This is a genomic window from Luteimonas sp. YGD11-2, assembly GCF_004118975.1.
Classification (GTDB): Bacteria; Pseudomonadota; Gammaproteobacteria; order Xanthomonadales; family Xanthomonadaceae; genus Luteimonas; species Luteimonas muca.
The window spans coordinates 961,777-982,145 of the sequence record NZ_CP035376.1 but is presented as its reverse complement, the minus strand read 5'-3'; the positions used below and the strand labels follow the sequence as shown (position 1 = coordinate 982,145).

The 20,369-nt window shown below is 71.4% G+C and carries 19 protein-coding genes; 11 read left to right on the top strand and 8 right to left on the bottom strand.

The window, feature by feature from the left end; genetic code table 11:
* Positions 1-147 precede the first annotated feature (147 nt).
* The 5 genes from ERL55_RS04460 to ERL55_RS04440 all read right to left on the bottom strand — a co-directional run bounded on the left by ERL55_RS04460 (position 148) and on the right by ERL55_RS04440 (position 5,220).
* Entirely contained in the window at positions 148-372 is a 225-nt protein-coding gene (locus ERL55_RS04460) for a phosphopantetheine-binding protein (RefSeq protein WP_129137203.1), read from the bottom strand.
* A 29-nt stretch (positions 373-401) separates the two neighbouring features.
* A complete protein-coding gene (locus ERL55_RS04455; protein ID WP_129135358.1) occupies positions 402-1,037 on the bottom strand; it encodes an isochorismatase family protein in 636 nt (211 codons plus the stop codon).
* A 112-nt stretch (positions 1,038-1,149) separates the two neighbouring features.
* Positions 1,150-2,805: an AMP-binding protein gene (locus ERL55_RS04450; protein WP_129135357.1), complete on the bottom strand. Its 1,656-nt coding sequence runs from the start codon at positions 2,803-2,805 to the stop codon at positions 1,150-1,152.
* A 16-nt stretch (positions 2,806-2,821) separates the two neighbouring features.
* A complete protein-coding gene (locus tag ERL55_RS04445; RefSeq protein WP_129135356.1) occupies positions 2,822-4,009 on the bottom strand; it encodes an isochorismate synthase in 1,188 nt (395 codons plus the stop codon).
* Entirely contained in the window at positions 4,009-5,220 is a 1,212-nt protein-coding gene (locus tag ERL55_RS04440) for an MFS transporter (RefSeq protein WP_129135355.1), read from the bottom strand. Before ERL55_RS04440 ends, ERL55_RS04445 begins: the two co-directional genes overlap by 1 nt.
* A gap of 251 nt (positions 5,221-5,471) precedes the next feature.
* Between ERL55_RS04440 and ERL55_RS04435 the strand changes: the two genes are divergently transcribed.
* The 7 genes from ERL55_RS04435 (at position 5,472) to ERL55_RS04405 (ending at position 14,444) form a co-directional block, all read left to right on the top strand.
* Positions 5,472-7,706, top strand: coding sequence for a FepA family TonB-dependent siderophore receptor (locus ERL55_RS04435; protein ID WP_241685836.1), 2,235 nt, complete (start codon positions 5,472-5,474; stop codon positions 7,704-7,706).
* A gap of 133 nt (positions 7,707-7,839) precedes the next feature.
* Positions 7,840-8,772 (top strand): alpha/beta hydrolase-fold protein, encoded by a 933-nt coding sequence (locus ERL55_RS04430; RefSeq protein WP_241685835.1) that lies wholly within the window; start codon positions 7,840-7,842, stop codon positions 8,770-8,772.
* A gap of 220 nt (positions 8,773-8,992) precedes the next feature.
* Positions 8,993-10,381 carry a YncE family protein gene (locus ERL55_RS04425; RefSeq protein WP_241685834.1) on the top strand — a complete coding sequence of 463 codons (1,389 nt, stop codon included), beginning with the start codon at positions 8,993-8,995 and terminating at the stop codon, positions 10,379-10,381.
* Between the two features lie 92 nt (positions 10,382-10,473).
* Complete coding sequence (locus tag ERL55_RS04420; protein WP_129137200.1) at positions 10,474-11,514, top strand: ABC transporter substrate-binding protein; 1,041 nt, start codon at positions 10,474-10,476, stop codon at positions 11,512-11,514.
* A gap of 50 nt (positions 11,515-11,564) precedes the next feature.
* On the top strand, positions 11,565-12,584 hold the full coding sequence (locus ERL55_RS04415; RefSeq protein ID WP_129137199.1) for an iron ABC transporter permease: 1,020 nt from the start codon (positions 11,565-11,567) through the stop codon (positions 12,582-12,584).
* A complete protein-coding gene (locus tag ERL55_RS04410) occupies positions 12,581-13,402 on the top strand; it encodes a heme ABC transporter ATP-binding protein (protein ID WP_129135353.1) in 822 nt (273 codons plus the stop codon). Before ERL55_RS04415 ends, ERL55_RS04410 begins: the two co-directional genes overlap by 4 nt.
* A 76-nt stretch (positions 13,403-13,478) precedes the next feature.
* Positions 13,479-14,444 carry an aldo/keto reductase gene (locus tag ERL55_RS04405; RefSeq protein ID WP_129135352.1) on the top strand — a complete coding sequence of 322 codons (966 nt, stop codon included), beginning with the start codon at positions 13,479-13,481 and terminating at the stop codon, positions 14,442-14,444.
* Between the two features lie 36 nt (positions 14,445-14,480).
* Here the strand turns inward: ERL55_RS04405 and ERL55_RS04400 are convergent, their stop codons facing one another.
* Positions 14,481-15,377: a DMT family transporter gene (locus ERL55_RS04400; RefSeq protein ID WP_129135351.1), complete on the bottom strand. Its 897-nt coding sequence runs from the start codon at positions 15,375-15,377 to the stop codon at positions 14,481-14,483.
* Positions 15,378-15,477: 100 nt separating this feature from the next.
* On the opposite strand from ERL55_RS04400, the gene ERL55_RS04395 reads away from it, so the two are divergent.
* The gene (locus ERL55_RS04395) at positions 15,478-16,401 is read left to right on the top strand and encodes a LysR substrate-binding domain-containing protein (protein ID WP_129135350.1); all 924 of its coding nucleotides are present in this window, start codon (positions 15,478-15,480) and stop codon (positions 16,399-16,401) included.
* Between the two features lie 18 nt (positions 16,402-16,419).
* Positions 16,420-17,382, top strand: a complete 963-nt coding sequence (locus ERL55_RS04390) for a DMT family transporter (protein ID WP_129135349.1) — start codon at positions 16,420-16,422, stop codon at positions 17,380-17,382.
* Positions 17,383-17,391: 9 nt separating this feature from the next.
* Here the strand turns inward: ERL55_RS04390 and ERL55_RS04385 are convergent, their stop codons facing one another.
* Positions 17,392-18,447, bottom strand: a complete 1,056-nt coding sequence (locus ERL55_RS04385; RefSeq protein WP_129135348.1) for a sensor domain-containing diguanylate cyclase — start codon at positions 18,445-18,447, stop codon at positions 17,392-17,394.
* 115 nt (positions 18,448-18,562) lie between these two features.
* Between ERL55_RS04385 and ERL55_RS04380 the strand changes: the two genes are divergently transcribed.
* Both ERL55_RS04380 and ERL55_RS04375 read left to right on the top strand, forming a co-directional pair.
* The gene (locus ERL55_RS04380) at positions 18,563-19,108 is read left to right on the top strand and encodes a sigma-70 family RNA polymerase sigma factor (RefSeq protein ID WP_129137198.1); all 546 of its coding nucleotides are present in this window, start codon (positions 18,563-18,565) and stop codon (positions 19,106-19,108) included.
* Complete coding sequence (locus ERL55_RS04375) at positions 19,095-19,730, top strand: hypothetical protein (protein WP_129135347.1); 636 nt, start codon at positions 19,095-19,097, stop codon at positions 19,728-19,730. Before ERL55_RS04380 ends, ERL55_RS04375 begins: the two co-directional genes overlap by 14 nt.
* A 67-nt stretch (positions 19,731-19,797) precedes the next feature.
* Here ERL55_RS04375 and ERL55_RS04370 read toward each other — a convergent pair whose 3' ends face one another.
* Positions 19,798-20,334, bottom strand: a complete 537-nt coding sequence (locus tag ERL55_RS04370; RefSeq protein WP_129135346.1) for a DUF4019 domain-containing protein — start codon at positions 20,332-20,334, stop codon at positions 19,798-19,800.
* Positions 20,335-20,369: the final 35 nt, after the last annotated feature.

Sequence of the window (20,369 nt, the reverse complement as noted above, 5' to 3'; positions counted from 1 at the left end):
CATGGCAAGCCGGATCCGACGCCGTTACCGCGGGTCACGCACATGGCGGCAGACGCTCCTGACGGACATCCGCGATCGCGCGCGAGCGCGCTTCCGCGGTGAACCGGGTCCACTGCACGGGGCGGCAGGCGCGTACCACTACCGCCATCAGCCCTGCCCCGCCTGCTTCTGCAGCTGCTGCACGGTCGCCCACCATCCCGCCAGGGTGACGTGCTCGGCCAGGTGCGGGAATTCCAGCGCGATGCCGGTCTCGCCCCAGCGCATCACCAGGCCGAGCACGCGCATCGAATCCAGGCCGAGATCCATCAGGTTGTCCTCGTCGCCGATGTCGGCGGGCGATTCGCCGAGCAGGTCGGCGACGTCGGCGCGCATGCGCTCGAGCGTGAGAGCGTTCGGTGCGTTCACTGCAGGATCTCCAGAAGGCGGTCGGTGGCCAGCGGCACGCCGCAGGTGCGGGCGATCCACGCCAGCGCCATATCGTGATCGGCGCGCGAGAAATCGGCCACCGCATCGGCGGCGACAAAGGTCTCGATGTCGCGCTGGAAGGCTTCCGTCGCGGTCGACAGCAGGCCGATGTGGGCGTAGACGCCGGTGACCAGCAACTGGTCGCGGCCGCGCACGCGCATCAGCTGCTCGAGGTTGCTGCGCTGGAAGGCGCTGTAGCGGTGCTTGACCAGCACATGGTCGCCCGGCGCGGGCGCCAGTGCGTCGATGATGGTCTCGTGCGCCTTGATCGCCTGCATGCCCGGTCCCCACAGGTCGGCCTGCAGGCCGCGGTCGCGGCGATCCTGGTTGCCGCGCTGAGCGGTGTAGAACACCGGGATGCCGAGCGCGCGGCAGCGTTCGAGCAGCCGCGCCAAATTGGCGACGGCGGGCGCCAGCGGCGCGGCATCGGCGTCGAAGCGCGACAGGAAATAGCGCTGCATGTCGTGCACCAGCAGCGCGATGCGCTGCGTTTGCGGCTGCCAGGCGCCACGCGGCGTCGGCAGCTCGTCGGCGCGCGGGAGTTGATACGTGGGGATGGTGGGGAGTGCCATGCTTTTCTTCAAATCGGGAGTGGCGCCCGGCGGTTGCGCCGGCCGCCCGGCGTCGCGGCAGGCGCGCCGGCACGCAGGTCCTGCGGGGAATACAAACGGTGCGCTCGCGCGGTCATGGGGTCGGCACCTCCTGCGCCGCCAGAAAGCGCGCGCGCAGCTGCGCGCGCAGTTCGCGGCGGCTGATCTTGCCGACCGCGGTGGTGTCGAACGCATCCACGAACACGATCTGGTCGGGCACCTTGAACGCGGCCAGGCCGCGCCCGCGCACCCAGGCCTTCAGTGCGGCCGGCTTCGGTTGTTCGCCACGCGCGATCACGAAGGCGCAGCTGCGCTCGCCGAGGAAGTCATCCGGGATCGACACCACCGCGGCATCGAACACCTGCGGATGCGCCAGCAGATGGTCCTCGATCTCCTCGGCGGACATCTTCTCGCCGGCGCGGTTGATGTGGTCGGTGGCGCGGCCCTGCACGACGAGATAGCCACCGGGCAGCTGCTGCACCATGTCGCCGGTGCGGTAGTAGCCGTCGTCGGTGAACGATCGCGCGTTGGCGGCGTCGTCGTTGTGGTAGCGGCGGATGGTGTACGGCCCGCGCGTGAGCAGGTGGCCGACCTCGCCATCCGGCACCGGGTTGCCGTGGTCGTCGACCACCAGCACCTCGTCATCGGGGCTGATCGGGCGGCCCTGGGTCCCGAGCACGATGTCGTCGGGGTCGTCCAGGCGGGTGTAGTTCACCAGCCCCTCGGCCATCCCGAACACCTGCTGCAGGTTGCAGCCCAGTCCCGCGACCACGCGCCGCGCGGCTTCGGGCACCAGCTTGGCGCCACCCACCTGCACCACCTGCAGGCTGGAAAGGTCATGCATGGTCTTCGCCGCGGCGTCCGCCCACAGCAGCGCCAGCGGCGGCACCAGGCCGACACAGGTCACCCGTTCGCGCGCGATCAGCGGAAACGCCGCGTCCGGTCCGGGTCCCGGGCTCAGCACCACGCGCGCGCCGGCGTACAGCGCACCGAAGAAGCCGGGCGAACTCATCGGGAAGTTGTGCGCGGCCGGCAACGCGACCATGTACACGCTGTCGCGGCCGATGCCGCACAGCGCGTTGCTGGCACGGAAGCTGTAGATGTAGTCGTCGTGGGTGCGCGGGATCAGCTTCGACAGCCCGGTGCTGCCGCCGGAGATCTGCAGGAACGCCACCGACTGCGGATCGGGATCACCCGGCAGCATGGCGCGGTCGCCATCGAGCGCGGACACCGCGGTGAACTCCTGCGCATCGCCGACCACGAACACGTGCTGGACCGACGGCACCTCGGCCTGCAGTTCACGCGCCAGCGTGCGGTAGTCGAAACCCTCGTAGCGCTCAGCCACCACGTAGCCGCTGGCCTCGGCCTTGCGCGCGAAGTGCGCGACCTCGGTGATGCGGTGTGCCGGCAGCGCATACACCGGCACCAGCTGCGCGCGGAACAGCGCGCAGGCCACGGCGATGAATTCCGGGATATTGCCGAGCTGCACGATCACGCGGTCGCCGGGCACCAGGCCCTGTGCGAGGAAGCCTGCGGCGATGCGCTCGACCTCCTGCCACAGCTGCGCATAGGTCCAGCGGATGTCGCCACCCACCACCGCGACTTCGCCGGCATGGCGCTGCGCGCGTTCGCGCAGGAAACCGGGGAAGGTCTCGCCGCGCCAGTAGCCGGCATCGCGGTATCGGGCCACGAACGCATCGGGCCAGACCTGGCGCAATGGAAGTCGGGTTGAAGCGTGCGGTTCGCTCATCGTGCGTCGTCGTCGGTCATGCCGCGCGCACGTCGTCGATGCCCAGCGCATCGAGCATGGCGCGGAACTTGGCGGCGGTCTCGTCGACCTCCAGTGCGGGCTCGGAGCCGGCGACGATGCCGGCACCGGCGAACAGCCGCAGCACCCGCCCCTGCACGCGTGCGCAGCGGATCGACACATGCCATTCGCCATCGCCCGCGGCATCCGTCCACCCGACCGCGCCGGCGTAGAAGCCGCGGTCGACCGGCTCCAGCGCGCGGATCGCCTCGAGCGCCGGCAGCCGCGGGGTTCCGCAGACGGCAGGGGTGGGATGCAGCAGGCCGGCCAGCATCGCCGACGACACCGCCGGATCCTTCAGCGTGCCCTCGATGCGGGTGCCGAGGTGCCACATGGTGCGGGTGGCATGCAGCGACGGCGCCACCGGTGCGTGCAGGCGGCTGCACAGCGGCGCCAGCGTGTCGAGGATCGCCTCGACCACATGGCGGTGTTCGTCGTGGTCCTTGGCGGACGCCAGCAGCGCCTTCGCCGCGGCCCCATCGCGCGCCGGGTCGTGCCAGCGCCGGGCTGATCCGGCCAGCGGATGCGAGACCACCGCGGTGCCACGCCGCGATACCAGCAGTTCCGGGGTCGCGCCGACCAGCCACGCGGGCGCCTCGGCGGCGGTGACCGGAAGCGGCACCACGTAGGTGGTCACGCTGGCGTCCTCGCCCAGCCGCGCCGCCAGCCGTTGCGGATCCACCGGGGTGGCGGTTTCCACCCGCAGGCTGCGCGCCAGCACCACCTTGTGCAGGGCCTGCGGATCGTCCGCCTGCCCCAGTCGGGCCATGCAACGTGACACCGCCGCGGCATAGTCGGCTTCGGACGGCTCGGCCACCGCCGCGTTCGGCCGCAGCCAGGCACGGTCGTCGCGGCTGCCCGGGGTGGCGACGACCTGCCGCTCCGGCTGGTAGAGCGCGTCGTCGGCGTGCGGGTCGAACGGCAGCGCGCCCACCAGCAATGCCGGCCCGGCCGGGCGCGCCGCGAAGAATGCATCGACCCGCGCACCCAGGGTCCCGGCGGGGCCCGACGGCAGCCGCGCCAGGCAGCCCTCGGCGTCGAGCCGTTCGGCAGGGGTGTGCAGGCGGAATGCGCCGGAGGGGGCCGGCCCGCACCAGGGGGCCGGCGCGACCGGGTCGGGCGCAGCCGACATCGGACCTTCGCTCATCACGCCAACCCCGGGCGGTGCCGCACCGCCGCCAGCGCCAGCACCGCAAGCACCGCACCGACCATCAGATAGGGCGCCCCGGGCGACACCCTGTAGAGCAGCGTGCCCAGCAGCGGCCCGATGACCATGCCGAACCCCTGCACCGAGGCCACCGTGCCCTGGGCCGCACCCTGCTCATGGGCCTCGACGGAATCCGCCGCCAGCGCCTGGAACGACGGGAACACGAAGCCCATCCCGAACGACGACACCGCATAGGCCAGCAGCAGCTGCCACTGCACGTCGATCAGCGCCAGCGAGGCGAAGCCGATCGCGCTGATCGCGGCGCCGAGCGCGATCCAGCGCGCCGGCGGCACCGACTTCAGCCGCATCACCAGCATCTGCGACACCATCAGCCCGACACCGACCGCGGTCAGCGACAGGCCTGCCACCCGCGCGCCATCGGCCGGCGACAGGCCGAGCCGGTCGATCGCGAAGAAGCCCACCACCACCTGGGCGATGGTCACCGACACCATCGCCGCGAACACCGCGCCGATCGGCAGCCGCAGCCGCGGGTCGCGCCAGGTCAGCGCCTGCCGGGGCGGCCGCGGCGCGTCGCCCACCAGCGGTCCGTCCAGCGGCAGCCGCCACCACACCACCAGCAGCGACAGCAGTGGCAGCGCCGCCGCCACGTACAGTGCCAGCGACAGGTCGTGGAAGGCGATCCAGCCCGCCGCGGCCGGCCCGACCGCCATGCCCAGGGCATTGGCGGCACCCAGCCGTGCCATCACCGCGGCACGGTGGCCCGGGCGCGCGCCATCGGCGACCAGCGCGGCCGCAGTGGGCGGCACCGCCGCATAGAACAGGCCCACCAGCGCACGGGTGCCGACCAGCGCCAGCACCGAGACCAGCACCACCGGTGGATTGCGCAGGGCGACATCGACGAACACCGCCATCGCCAGGTACACCGCGGCATATGCGGCCAGCGCGATCAGCAGCACGCGCCGACGCCCGATGCGGTCGCTCAGCAGGCCCCAGCGCCGGGCGGCGAGCATCCACAGCAGGCCGGCCGCGGTGACCGCAAGACCGGCATGCCACTCCGCCAGCCCCAGCAAGCGGACCACGGGCCCGACGACAGCCACGAAGGCCATCATTGCCATGGTGCCGGCGAGCGCGGTGAACACCAGCGCGGGCAGCCCGGGAATGGTGTGGGTTGGAGGACTGACGGCGGACATGCGGCTCCGGATCGGTACCCCGGTCACGTCATCGACGCTCGGGCTCGGGTGCAGGCAGCGCCAAGCTGCTGCGCAGCCGTGAATGATAACAGGTCTCATTCACTGCCATGCACGGCGTCGATGGCGAACGCGAACACAGTTGATAACGATTCTCAGTCACCCTAGGATGGACGGCTGCCGGCGGCGGGATCAGCCGCCGCAGCGACGCCCGACCACCCGTGCCGGAACCCGAGATGCCCTGCCCACGCCGCGTGTCCCTGTCCGCTTCGACCATCGCGCTGATGATCCTGTGTGCGCCGCTGGCCGCGCAGGACGTCTCTCCGGCGACAGGAGAACCTGCGGACTCCACCGGCGTACGCACGTTCGACACCCTCCACGTCACCGCCGAGGCCATCGCGCGCCAGGCGCTGGGTGCATCCACCATCCTCGCCGACGATATCGAGCGCCTGCCCCCGCGCAACGACATCGCCGAGTTCCTGCGCACGCTGCCCGGCGTGAATCTGACCGGCAACTCGACCAGTGGCCAGCGTGGCAACCAGCGGCAGATCGATATCCGCGGCATGGGCCCGGAAAACACCCTGATCCTGGTCGACGGGATTCCGGTCTCGAGCCGCAATGCGGTGCGCTACGGCTGGCGCGGCGAGCGCGATTCGCGCGGCGACACCGGCTGGGTGGCGCCCGAGCAGATCGAACGCGTCGAGGTGCTGCGCGGGCCGGCCGCCGCACGCTATGGCAACGGCGCCGCTGGCGGCGTGGTCAACATCATCACCCGGGCGCCATCCGATGCGTTCACCGGCTCGCTGAACCTCTATGGATCGGTGCCGACCCACGGCGTCGACGGTGGCAGCCAGCGCGCCGGCCTGCAGATGAGCGGCCCGTTGTCCGACCGCCTCTCGTTCCGCGTGTCCGGCACGGTCGGCAAGGCCGATGCGGACGATTTCGGGATCAACCGTGACCACGCGTCGGTGCGCACCGGCAGCAACGCCGGCACCTTCCCGGCCGGCCGCGAAGGCGTGCGCAACCGCAACGTCTCCACCCGCCTGCTGTGGGAACTGCTGCCCGGCCAACGCATCGACATCGGCGCCGGCTTCAGCCGCCAGGGCAACATCTATACCGGCGACAGCCAGAACACCAACCGCAATGCCGAAGTGCTGAAGTGGATCGGCGCGGAGACCAACCGCAGCTACCGCCGCACCTTCGACATCAGCCACCGTGGCGAGTACGGCGATTCCACGCGCTCGCTGGTGTACGCCGCGCTGGAGGACACCCGCAACACGCGGCTGCTCGAAGGCCTGGCCGGCGGCACCGAAGGCATCTTCATCGTCGATGGCGGCTTCGGCGACATCGACCTGCGCACGCTGACGCTGCATGGCGAGGTCAACCACACCGTCATCGGCGACAGCGTCGACCATGTGGTCACCGTCGGTGCGGAATGGGTCGACAGCCGGCTGCATGACGCCGCCTCCGGCCTCAAGGACCGCAACCCACAGCCCAACGTGCCGGTGCCGCCGGGCACATGGGACGGCCGTGCCGATGCGCGCATCGCCTCGGTGTTCGTCGAGGACAACATCTACATCGGCGAGCGCCTGACGGTGACGCCGACGCTGCGCTACGACCACCACGACCGCCACGGCGGCAACCTGGGCCCCGCGCTCAACGCCGCGTTCGGGTTCCTGCCCGACTGGACCCTGCGCGCCGGCATCGCCCGCGCCTACAAGGCACCCAATCTCTACCAGAGCAATGCCGGGTATTCGCTCTACAGCAACGGCATCGGCTGCTGGGGCGGGGGTGGCCCCTGCTTCCTGGTCGGCAACGACGCGCTCGAGGCCGAGACCAGCATCAACAAGGAACTGGGCGTGCAGTTCGCGGACGGCCGCATGCAGGCCGGACTGACCTGGTTCCACAACGACTACCGCGACAAGGTGGAAGCGGGGCGCGTCGCCGTCGACCGCGTGCGCAACGTCGACGTGTTCCGCTGGGACAACGTGCCCAGGGCGGTGATCGAGGGCCTGGAAGGCAGCCTGGAACTGCCGTTGGGCGATTCGCTGCGCTGGAATACCAACGTCACCTGGATGCTGGAGTCGGAGAACCGCACGACCGGCGATGCGCTGTCGACGATCCCCGAATACACCGTCAACACCGCCTTCGACTGGCAGGCAAGCGAACGCCTGGCACTGCTGGCGCGCGCCACGTTCTATGGCGAGCAGGTGCCGCAGCGCCTCGACTACCAGGGCCGCCCGGTCACCGGCAGCGCCGCGGACCGCATGCCGCCCTATGCGCTGGTCGGCCTGAGTGGCCGCTACCGGATCACCGACCGTGTGAACGTGGTCCTGGGCGTGGACAACCTGCTCGACAAGCGCATCTTCCGCCGCGGCAACGCATCCGGCGTCAACCTCGGCACGCCGAACGCCATCGAGGGCGCCGGCGCCTACACCTACAACGAACCGGGACGCGCCTGGTTCGTCAGCACCCACATCGGCTTCTGACGTGTTCGACGGTCCCCGCATGACAGCCCGCTTCCACTCCTTGAGTTCCCGACCGGCCAGCTGCCGGACAACCCTGCGCTGCCGTGCCGCGGCCACCGCCGCGGCCGGCCTGCTGCTCCTCGCCTCGCTCGCCATGACAACGCCCGTCTCCGCCCAGCAGCGCAACCCGCTGCAGACCATCGGCCAGACCGTGGCCGATCGCGCGTCGCAGGCTTACGCCTTCGAGCGCTTCACCGTGACCAGCGACGACGGCAGCCGCAGCTGGCGCGTCCATGTGGCGGTGCCGAAGAGCCCCGTGCCCGCGGCGGGTTGGCCGACGTTCTGGATGCTCGACGGCAACGCCGCGCTGATCGAGTTCGACGATGCACTGCTCGACGAACTGGCGGCGCAGCCGGAGCCGCACGCACTGGTGTTCATCGGCTACGACAACGACCTGCGCATCGATTCCCCGCAACGCAACCGCGACTACACCCCGGCAGTACTGCCACCCGAGGATGCGGAGACCGCGCCACTGGGCAGTGGCGGCGCCGACGCGCTGGCCGAACTCATCGAGCGCCGCATCCGCCCGCAGCTGGCACAGCACCTGCCGGTCGATCCGCAGCGGCAGACGCTGTGGGGCCATTCGCTGGGCGGTCTGTTCGTGCTGCATACGCTGTACACCCGCACCGGCGCGTTCCAGACCTATGTCGCCGGCAGCCCGTCGATGTGGTGGGGCAACGCGCATGCGGTGCGCGAGAGCGAGCGCTTCATCGCCCACAACACGGGGCATCCGGCGCGGGTGATGATCCACCTCGGCGGCGCCGAGCGCGTTGGCGACCGCGGCAAGCGCGACCTCAGCAACCCGCGCGTGGTCGCCCATCTCAGGCGCATCCAGGCAGCGACGCCGGATGCCGCGATGCGGCTCGCCGAAACGCTGGCGACGGTGCCCGGGGTCGATGCCTCGTACCGCGAGTTTCCCGGCCTCGGCCATGGCCCGATGTTCCGCGCCTCGCTGATGGGCGCGCTGCACGCGGTGACCGGCGTCGCCGACCGCAGCGACACGCCACGACCGCCCGCCGGCGAATGAGCACCCTGGCCGGCCTGTCGAACACGTCCTCCCATCGCGGCCGTGCCCATCGCGGGCCGACCCCACTAAATCCCCGGCGTAGGCCATCGACCGTCCGCGCCGCCAGTGGCCGGCCCGACGCCGGATGTTCCGCTCTCGCCAATGCAGCAGCCCCCGCCGCACCGCCACCCACACCCCATCACTCCCGGCCCGGGCCGGCATCCATCGCAAGGAGTCCGCAATGAGCAGCACGCGTTCCCGTAATTCCCGTCTGCGCCTGGCGGCGCTGGGCCTGGCCCTGACGATGGCCGCCGGCATCGCCGGCGCGCAGGTGTTCGGCACCCCCGACAACGACTTCCGCGGCAGCGTGCGGGCGACTACCCCGCTGGTGCTGCCCGGCAGCGAGGCGGAGATCGCCGGCAGTGGCTTCAAGCCCGGACAGTCGGTCACGCTGCTGCGCGGCGAGACGGTGCTCAACCCGCAGCCCTACATCGCCGATGGCGAGGGCGGCTTCAAGGCCACGCTGGCGATCCCCGCCGATGCCGCCGCCGGCCAGCATCCGGTCGTGGTGCGCGTCGCCAACCCGGATGCGGCGGCGGTGTTCGATCTCAAGGTGTCGAAGGAGGTCGCGCTGTCGGGCCAGGACCGCTTCGATGTCAGCGCGAAGCCGCTGGTGCGCGGGCTCTACCAGGTCGCGCACGGCACGGCCAGCGATGCGCTGTTCGTGACCGCCGCGGTGGGCCGGCCGCCGGTGACGCAGTCGGAACTGCTCAAGCTCGACCCGCAGACGCTGGAGGTCACCGCACGCATCACCCCGGCCGCGGTACCCGGCCACGACGACGGCCGCGTGTTCGCGGTGTACGGCGTCGGCGTCGACGACACCCACGGCAATGTCTGGGTCACCAACACCCGCGACGACACCGTGGCCGTCTACCGCCAGTCCGACCTGTCGCTGGTCAAGCAGTTCGACCCCGGGGTGATCGCGCAGCCGCGCGACGTGGTGGTGGATGCCGCCACCGGCCGCGCCTGGGCGAGCAGCTTCGGCGGCGGCGTACTGGTCGCGTTCGACACCAGAACGCTCGAGGTGGTGCAGGAAGTGACGATCCCGTCCGGCGAGCGCGGCGAGACCTTCAGCCCGATGGCGCTGGCGCTGGATCCGGTCGCACACAAGCTGTACTCCGTGAGCCTGTCCACCGGCGAGGTCGCCGTGCTCGACGTCGCCACCGGCACCATCGACAGGGTGTTCCGCGTGCCGGGCGTCAAGGGCGCGATCGGTGTGGCGGTCGACCCGCAGAAGCGTCGCGTCTACGTCGCCGCGCAGGGCAGCGATAACCTGGTCATCGCCGATGCCGACAGCGGCGAGGTGCTGCATGACGTCTACGTGGGCGCCGGCGCGGTGTATGTCGCGGTCGACCCGCAGTCGGGCCTGGCCTACGTGCCGACCCGGGTGGCGGGCACCATCGCGGTGGTGGACAGCGACGGCAACATCGTCGCCAACCTCGACGGCGGCACCTTCCCGAACCACGTGTTCCCTGACGGCCGCGGCCACATCTTCGCCACCAACAAGTCGCGCGGCGAGAACGACCCCGCCGGCGACCATATCCGCCGCATCACCCCGAAGACGCGCTGAGGGCCCTGCCGGGACCGGTAAAATGCGCGCTTCCGCCTGCAGGACGCCCCGTCCTGCAGGCAATGATGGATTCCTCCATGCCTGACCGCCGTATGCCCCGACTGTCCATCCCTGCCCTCGCCGCCTGCCTGGCGCTGGCGCTGGCCGCGTGCTCGCCTGCACCGACGTCTACAGGCGCGGAGGGTGCCGCGTCGGCCGATACCGCCGACACCACGGCATTGCCACAGGGCTGGCAGCACGTGGTCGGGGTCGACGTGCCGGACGCCGGCCCGGTGGTCCAGCAGCTGCCGGCGACGGTGCGTTCCGACGACGGCGTCGAGGTCACCGTGACCGACAGCCGCCGCACGATTGCCGGGGGCGACGACGTGATCTCGGTGATGGAGGCGCTCGACCTCGACGCGCACGTGTTCGCCGCGCCGATCAACACCGCCACCGCGGCCGGGCGCGCCGCGCCGAAGCAGTTCCTGTTCAACCGCACCACCGGTGCCGAGGGCGTGCTGAGCCTGGACGCCACGCTGTTCGTCGGCAACAGCCTGCGCCGCCACGGCAACAGCGGCCTGGCCGCCAAGCTGCGCGATGCCGGCCTGCCGGCGGTGATCGTCGACGACCTGCAGCCCGCACCCGACAAGGTGCGCAAGACCGCGGCGCTGTTCGGTGCCGCCGAAGCCGGCGAACGGCTGGCCGCGCAGGTGCAGGCGCAGCTGGACGAGGCGGCACGGATCGCCAGCGGGCACGCACGGCGCCCGAAGGTGATCCACGTGTCGGCCACCGGTGCCGGCGGCCAGCCGACGGTCGGCGGCGCCGACACCGCGGCCGCGGCGCTGATCCGCCTCGCCGGCGGCGACAACATCGGCGATGCCGCCGGGGTGCGAGACTACTCGGTGCTCAGCCAGGAAGGCATCGTCGCCGCGGCACCGGACGTCATCCTGGTCAGCGAACACGACCTCGAACTGTTCGGCGGCGCCGACGCGCTGTGGTCGCAGTACCCCACCCTGCGGCAGACGCCTGCCGGTGCCGCAGGCCGCGTCTGGGTGATGCCCGACGTGCAACTGAAGTACACCAGCGTCGCGTCGGGCGCCGGCGCGATCGCGCTGGCACGGGCGCTGTCGGCACTGGCGGACCAGGCGCCTTGAGCACGCCGTACGCGGCGTCCGCTCCGGGCCCGCGCCGCGCACGCCCGGCGATGGTGCGGCAGCTGGCGGTGCCGGTGGCCCTGTTCGCGCTGCTGGCCGGCATCCTGCTGTCGTTCGGCGTCGGCCCGCTGAAGGTGGCCCCCGTGGACGTGCTGCAGGCCATCGGCGTGCAGCTGGGGCTGGTGGCACCCGGCGACCTCAGCACCCGCGATATCTCGGTAGTGTGGAACCTGCGCATCCCGCGTGCCCTGCTCGGCGCGATGGTGGGCGCCAGCCTCGCGCTTGCCGGTGCCAGCCTGCAGGGGCTGTTCGGCAACCCGCTGGCCGACCCCGGCATCGTCGGCGTGACCCAGGGCGCCTCGCTGGGCGCGGTGTCGGCGATCGTGCTCGGCGCCTCGGCACTGGGCTACTGGACGATCCCGGTCGCGGCCTTCCTCGGCGGTGCGCTGGCGACCACCCTGATCTACCTGCTGGCACGCCCCGGTCGCGGCGAGGGCACCGCCACCCTGCTGCTGGTCGGCATCGCCATCGGCGCGGCATGTTCGGCGGCGATCGGCCTGCTGACCTATGTCGCCGATTCCGCCGAGCTGCAGTCGCTGGTGTTCTGGCAGATGGGCTCGCTGGCGCGCGTGGGCTGGACCGACGTGGCCGCCGCCGCGCCGGTGTTCGCGGTCGGCGTGGGCGCGCTGCTGACGATGGCCACGCCGCTGGACATGCTGGCGCTGGGCGAACGCCAGGCACGCCATATCGGCCTGGACGTGCGCAGCGCGCGGCTGCGGCTGATCACCTTCAGCGCCCTGCTGGTCGGCTCCGCGGTGGCGTTCGCCGGCTCGATCGGCTTCGTCGGGCTGGTGGTGCCGCACGTGGTGCGATTGATTGTCGGCCCCGGCCACCGCCTGCTGCTGCCGCTGTCGGCACTGCTCGGTGCACTGCTGGTCGTGCTGGCCGATACCGCGGCGCGCACGCTGGATCCGCCGTCGGAAATCCCGCTGGGCCTGTTCACCGCCGCGATCGGTGCGCCGTTCTTCCTGTGGCTGGTGCTGCGCCGCAAGCCGCGGGGCGCGCCATGAGCGCCGCCGACAACCGCACGCCGGCGCTCGCGCTGGAACACGCAGCGCTGGTGATCGACGGGCGGGTGATCGTCGACCATGTCGACCTGCGCTTCGCACCGGGCACACTGACCGCACTGGTCGGGCCCAATGGCGCGGGCAAGTCATCGTTGCTGTCGCTTGCCGCCGGTGACCGCAGGCCCAGCGAAGGCCTGGTGTCGGTGGGTGGCCGCGCGCTGCCGGAGTGGCGCGTGCGCGAACTTGCGCGCGAGCGCGCGGTGATGCCGCAGGACCACAGCGTGCGTTTCGGCTTCGGCGTGCGTGAGGTGGTGGCGATGGGCCGGCTGCCGCACGACAGCGACCCCGCACGCGACGACGACATCGTCGAAGCCTCGCTCGCCACTGCCGACCTGCTCGCGCTGACAGAACGCAACGTGCAGACGCTTTCCGGTGGCGAAGCCGCGCGCACCGCCTTCGCGCGCGTGCTGGCGCAGGACACGCCGGTGGTGCTGCTCGACGAGCCCACCGCCGCGCTCGACCTGCACCACCAGGAGCGCCTGCTGCAGCACGCGCGCCGGCTGGCCGATGACGGCGCCTGCGTGCTGGCGGTGCTGCACGACCTCAACCTCGCCTCGGCGTACTCCGACCGCATCGTGATGCTGTGCGAAGGCCGGGTGGTCGCCGACGGCACCCCGCGCGAGGTGCTGCAGCGCGAGACCATCGAGCGCGTATACCGGCAGCCGGTGCTGGTGATCGAGCACCCCACCCGCGGGGTGCCGCTGGTGCTGACCGACATGCCGCGCGACATCGCCGTCGACAGCCCGACGCCTGTGCGCTGACCACAGACTGCTGCACTGCGGCGCGGGCGACGCGACCGCGCGGTTAGTATCGGCCCACATCACACCGGAGGCCGCCATGCGCACACGCCGCGATTTCCTGACCACGGTTTCCCTGGCCGCCGGCGGCCTCGCCCTTGCGCCGCTGGCGGCATGCAGCGGCAACGGTGCCGCGCAACCAGCGGCGCCGATGCCGGCGACCCCGGCGCCGCCCGCCGCCGGAGCCCTGGTCATGCGCACCATCCCCGCCACCGGCGAGCAGGTGCCGGCGATCGGGGCGGGCACGTCCGGCAGCTACGAGGTGCCGCTGGGGTCCGCCGACTACAACACCCTGCAGGAGACCATCCAGGTGTTCTTCGAGGGCGGCGGCCGGGTGTTCGACACCTCGCCCAACTACACCAACGCCGACGAGGTGCTGGGCGCGCTGCTCGACGAAGGTGGTTGGCGCGAGCGCTGCTTCCTGGCCACCAAGATCGCCGCTGACAGCCGCGCGGAGATGGAAGCGCAGTGGGCCGAGAGCAGGCGCCGCCTGCGGACCGACCGGGTCGAGCTGCTGCAGGTCCACAACCTGCGCGCCTGGGAGATCGCACTCCCCTACGCGCGCGAGCTCAAGGCGCAGGGCGCGACGAAGTACATCGGCCTCACCCACTTCGTCGAACGCAGCCATGCCGATCTCGAGCGGGTGATGCGCGCGGAAAAGCCCGACTTCATCCAGGTCAACTACTCCGTCAACGCACCGGAAGCCGCGCGCTCGCTGCTGCCGGCCGCGCAGGAACTGGGCGTGGCAGTGCTGGTCAACCGCGCCTTCGACGACGGCAAGCTGTTCGCCGAGGTGCAGGGCCGTGCGCTGCCGGGCTGGGCGGCGGAGCTCGGCATCACCTCGTGGGCGCAGATGTTCCTGAAGTTCGCGATCAGCCACCCGGCGGTGACCGCGGTGATCCCCGCCACCGGCAAGCCGGACCGCCAGGCCGACAACCTGCAGGCCGGTCGCGGCGAGCTGTTGAGCCGCGCGCAGCAGGAGGAACTGGTGGCGATGTTCGCCTGACCACAGTTGCCGCAGGCCGCGTCGCCTGCGGCGCCCTCAGCGTGCGCCGCCGCGCTGGCTGGCGGCGACGCTGCCGAGGATGATCGCGCCGGCCAGCGCCATCGACCAGGTCAGCGGTTCGTCCAGCAGCAGCCAGGCCCAGGCGACGCCGAACAACGGCACCAGGTAGGTCACGGTCGATGCGCGGCTGGCGCCGATGCGCGCGATCAGCCGGTAGTACATGACGAACGCAATGCCGGTGCACACCACGCCCAGCGCGGCGGCTGACAGCCATGCGGCCATCGGGACGGGCACCGTGGGCCAGTGCGCCACGGCCAGCGGTGCCAGCAGCAGCGACGCCATCCCCAGCGTGGCCGACGCGACCGCGGCAGGCGGCAGCCCGGTGAGGTGCCGTCGCACCAGGTTGATGCCCAGCCCGTAGAACAGCGATGCGCTGGCACCCGCCAGCACCGCGCCGCCGACGCTCATCCCCGCGACCTTGCCGCTGGCCAGCACCACCACGCCGGCAAACCCTGCCAGCAGTGCGGTACCACGGCGCGAGCCGATCCGCTCGCCGAAGAACATCGCGCCCACCAGTGCGGTGAACAGCACGGTCATCGCGTTGGCGATCGCGCCGATGCCGGCCGGCGCGCGCTGGGCCGCCCATGCGAACAGCACGAACGGAATCGCCGAATTGATCGCGCCGATCAGCGCGAGCTTCGGCCACAGCTGCAACGGAAACGCGCCACGGTGATGCCAGAGGAACGGCAGTAGCACCAGCGAGCCCAGCGCCAGCCGCACCTCGACCAGTGGCACTGCGCCGAAGTCGTTCGCGGCCACCCGCATGAACAGGAATGACGCGCCCCAGATCGCAGCCAGCAGAGCCAGCTCGGCGAGCGTGCGGCCATCGATGCCCGCGTCGCGGCGTACGGCCTGTTCCACCCCTGCGTTCATCGGCGGCACTCCGGTACGTGGTGCCGCGGATTCTCCGCTTGCCGGCAGCGCGCACAAGCGCATAGTTTGGGCGCCAGCCACAAACAGGATTCGCGTCTCGATGGCAACGCGCAGCGACTGGCTGTCCGCACTGGCGGCGTTCGAAACCGCCGCGCGTTACCAGAACTTCGCCCACGCGGCCGAGGAACTGCACCTCACCGCCAGCGCGGTCAGCCACCAGGTGCGCAAGCTCGAGGCGCGCCTGGGCGTCACCCTGTTCCAGCGTCATGCACGCGGTGTCTCGCTGACCGCCGAAGGTCGCCGACTCGCCGATTCCGCGAGCCACGCCATCGGCGATCTCGACAGCGTGATGCGCGAGCTGCGCGCCGGCCCCGATGCCCGCGACACCGTGGCGATCACCACGCTGCATTCGTTCGTCCACGGCTGGCTGATCCCGCGGCTGCCGCGCTTCACCACGGCGCATCCCGGGATCCGCCTGCGCATCGACACCGGGTTCGCACTCACCCGTTTCGACGACGGCGGCCCGGATTTCGGCATCCGCTTCGGGCCCGGCAGCTGGCCCGGCCTGTCGTCGCAACTGCTGCTGGAGGAACGCCTGTTCGCCGCCGCGGCGCCGACGTACGCGGGCCTGGCGCGCATCCGCTCGGTGGCCGACATCCCCGCGCACCCATTGCTCGCCGACCTGTCGCACTTCGGCTGGCACGACTGGCTGCGTGCCAATGGCGTGCATGGCGCCGACGCCGATGCGCGCATCGTCTTCAGCGACAGCACCGCGATGCTGGAAGCCGCTGCCCACGGCCTGGGCATCGCGTTGGCGCGCGAGCACGTGGCGGCGCCGTGGCTCGGGAACGGGCGCCTGCGCGCGTTGCCCGGGCAATGGGTGTCCGGGCGCCGGGCCTATCACCTGGTGCACCCGGGGCACCGCCGGCTGCGGCCGCCGGCGCGCCTGTTCCGCGACTGGTTGCTTGCGGAAGCGGCGGCCACCCCGGCGGCAGCTGACGCGATGGATAATGCGCGCCCCTGACGTGCCGGATATCCACCGATGACCCCCGCCACCAAGGCGCACTGGCAGATCCATTTCTGCGTCCTGCTGTGGGGATTCACCGCGATCCTCGGCAAGCTGATCACCCTGCCGGCGCTGCCGCTGGTGTGGTGGCGGATGCTGCTGGTGGCCGGCACGCTGCTGCTGGTGCCGCGCGTCTGGCGTGGCCTGCGCGCACTGCCGCGGCGGCTGGCCTGGAGCTACGCCGGCGTCGGTGCCCTGGTGGGCCTGCACTGGCTCACGTTCTACGGGGCGGTGAAGCTCGCCAACGCCTCGGTGGCGGCGACCTGCATGGCGCTGGCCACGGTGTTCGTGGCGGTGATCGAGCCACGTCTGGCCGGGCGCCGGCTGTCGATGCGCGACCTCGCGCTCGGAATCGCGGTGCTGCCGGGTGTGGCGCTGGTGGTCGGCGGCGTGCCGGGCGAGATGCGGGCCGGTGTGGCGGTGGGTGCGCTGTCGGCACTGTTCGTCGCGCTGTTCGGCTCGTTCAACAAGCGCCTCGTCGACCGCGCGGATCCGCTCACCGTCACCACCATCGAACTCGGCGCCGGCACGCTGACGCTGACCCTGCTGTGGCCGGTGCTGGCAGTGGCCGCGCCGGTGTTCGCCGGCGGCTTCGTGGTGCCGGGGGCGCGCGATGCCGGCCTGCTGCTGTTGCTGGCCTTCGCCTGCACCCTGCTGCCGTTCGCGCTTTCGCTGGTGGCGCTGCGGCACATGAGCGCGTTCTCGGCGCAGCTGGCGGTGAACCTGGAACCGGTCTACGCGATCGTGCTGGCCATCCTGCTGCTGGGCGAGCAGCGTGAGCTGACGCCTGCGTTCTACGCCGGCGTGGCGATCATCATGGCGGCGGTGCTGGTGCATCCGCTGCTGTCGCGGCGTCGCACCACGGCACCGCCGGAACTGCATGCCGAGAACCTGGTCACCGGCGAAGCGCGCGACCTGCTCGACACCCGGCGCGACTGAGCGCGCGCCTCAGCCGGCCTCGACCCGGTTGCGGCCACCGCGCTTGGCCGCGTACAGCGCGACATCGGCACGCGCGAGCACGTCCTCCACCATTTCGCCCGGGCGGCCCTCGGCCACGCCGAAACTGAGCGTCACCGGCAGGCCGATGGACAGGTCGGCGACCGCCTGCCGCAGCGTCTCGCATTCGCGCATGGCGGCATCCGCCCGCTGGCCGGGAAACAGCACCACGAACTCCTCGCCACCCACCCGCGCCACCCGTCCGCGGGCGGCGTGGTGTTCACGCAGCGCATCGGCCACCGCCACCAGCACCCGGTCGCCCTCGGAGTGGCCGTGCTCGTCGTTGACCTGCTTGAAGTGGTCGATGTCGCAGATCGCCACCGAATATGCGGCACCGGTGTCCGCCACCGCCTGCAGCTCCTCGGCGAACGCACGGCGGTTCGGCAGCCCCGTCAGCGGGTCGGTGCGGGTCAGTTCCACCAGGCTGGCGTTTTCCTGTTCCAGTGCCAGCTGGTACTGCTGCAGCTGCTCCTCGTACCACTCGCGCTCGCGCAGCTGCAGCTCCAGCTCCCCGCTGACGCGGCGCAGTTCGATCAGCCGCGATGCCTGCCGTGACAGTGCCACCAGCGCCAGCTTCTGCTCCTCGTCGAGCGCCCGCGGCTCGCGATCCATCACGCAGAAGCTGCCCAGCGGCAGCCCGTCCGGATCGAGCAGCGGTGCACCGGCGTAGAACCGCACGCGCAGCTCGCCGGTGACGAAGGGGTTGTCGCGGAATCGCGGGTCCAGCCGCGCGTCCGGGACGATCATCAGCTGCTCGGGCTGCAACAGCGAATGTGCGCAGAAGGAGTCGTCGCGGGCCGTCTGCTCGAAATCGATCCCCCGCCGCGCCTTGAACCACTGGCGGTCCTCGTCGACCAGGCTCACCAGCGCAATCGGCATGCGGCAGATCGCGGCGGCGATGCGGATCAGATCGTCGAAGCCGTCCTCGGGCGCGGTGTCGAGGATCCGCGCCCGGCGCAGGGCGTCGAGGCGGCGCGCCTCGTTGGCGGGACGCTCGGGTTTTACCATCGGGTCGCGTCTCCGTCTGGAACGCAGCGATGATGCGCGGGTCGGATTGAACGCGCTGTGACATCGGCCGCCGTGCACCGAATCACCCATGTATATCCGCTACCCGTGCACGCCGATGGAGATTGCCGGTTCCGTGACCACCCGCGACACCGACGGATTCGAAGTGCTGCTCGCCCGCCACCGCGGCATCGTGGTGAAGGTGGCGGCCAGCTACGCGCTGCACCGCGAGGACCGCGCCGAGCTCGCCCAGGAGATCCAGCTGCAGCTGTGGCGCGCCTGGCCCGGCTATGACCCGGCGCGCAGCTTCCCTACGTGGATGTATCGCATCGCCCTCAACGTGGCGATCGACCATGTGCGCCGCCAGGGCGGACAGCGCGGACGCGCGGAAGCGTTCGACGAATGCCTGCATGACGTCGCCGCACCCGGTCCCGACTCCGCGCTCCACGACCAGCTGCGGTTGCTGCAGGACTTCATCCGCAGCCGCGCGCCGTTCGAACGCGCCTTGCTGCTGCTCTACCTCGAAGAACGCAGCACCCGCGAGATCGCCGAAGTCCTCGGCATCGGCGAAAGCAACGTCACCACCCGGATCTCGCGACTGAAGCAGCGCCTGCGCGAACACGTGCGCAGCAACCACCCGGAGGCACACGATGGAACTCGATGAACTCAGGCACGCCTGGCAGGTGCTCGGCCGCCAGCTGGAACAGCAGGGCGCGGTGCAGCGCGAGCTGCTGCGCGAACGCAGGCTGGAGCGGATGCGCCGCGGCCTGCGGCCGCTGTTCTGGGCGCAGCTGGCGCAGGGTACGCTGGGCGTGGGGCTGATCCTGCTCGGCGTGTCCTGCTGGACGGCGCATCTGCAGGTGCCCGCGATGCTGGCCACCGGCCTGCTGGTGCATGCCTTCGGCGTGGTCACCCTGCTGATGGCATTGCTGACTGCGGCGCTGGTGCTGCGCATCGACTACGCGGCGCCGGTGGCGCGCATCCAGCAACAGCTGGCGCAGCTGCGCTGCGTCTACCGGATCAACTCCAACGTCTGCGGGCTGCCCTGGTGGATCTTCTGGGTGTTCGTGGTGCTGGCATTCGCCGATGTGGAGCCCGGCCCGGCGACGCCGACCTGGGTGCTGATCAATCTGGCGATCGGCGGCATCGGCCTGCTGGCCACCGCGATCTTCATCGTCTGGCGGCGCCGGAGCGGGCGCGGGCCGGGCGCGCTGTCGGACGAAAGCGCGGGGATCCGCCGCGGCGAACGCGTGCTCGAGGAACTGGCCGACGGCGGGCAGGAATGAAGAACCCCGGCGCAGGCGCCGGGGTCCGGTGACACCACGCCGCCGGCGCACGAAGCGCCGGGGCGGTTTACTGGTCGTTGGCGCGCACGCTGTAGCCCGAGACGCGCCAGGTGCGGTCCTCGTCAAGCCGGAACGACACGAGCTCGCGCACCGGCTCGGGGGTGTTCGCGAACCGGGTCGGGAACACCACGTTGAGGTACAGGCCCTCGGGGACCTCGCCGCCGGCCTGGAACTGCGAACGCGTCACCACGGCCTGGCCGCGCTGGGCGGCGGCGCCCACGCGAGCGCGGTCGTTGGCGACTTCCTGCACGAACGTCTCGCGCGGAATCATGCTCTTCACCCGCACGGTGGCCATGTCCCACACCTCGCCGGTGCGGTTGCCATCGATCATCTGCACGACCTGCTGCGCGGCCTGGGTGATCTCGGCGTCCTGGCGGGCGAGCTGCGCCTGCTGCTCGGGCGTGAGCTGCGCCTGTGGCGCCGCCTGCGCCGGCTGCTGCGGGCGGGGCTGTGCCTGCGGCTGCTGCGCGAACGCACTGCCGGCGACGAGGAGGGCGACCGCTGCCGCCAGGGTGACGCGGGTGGACTTCGTCTGCTGCCTCATGCTGCCTGCTTCCGTCGGGAGAGGCGCTATCTATC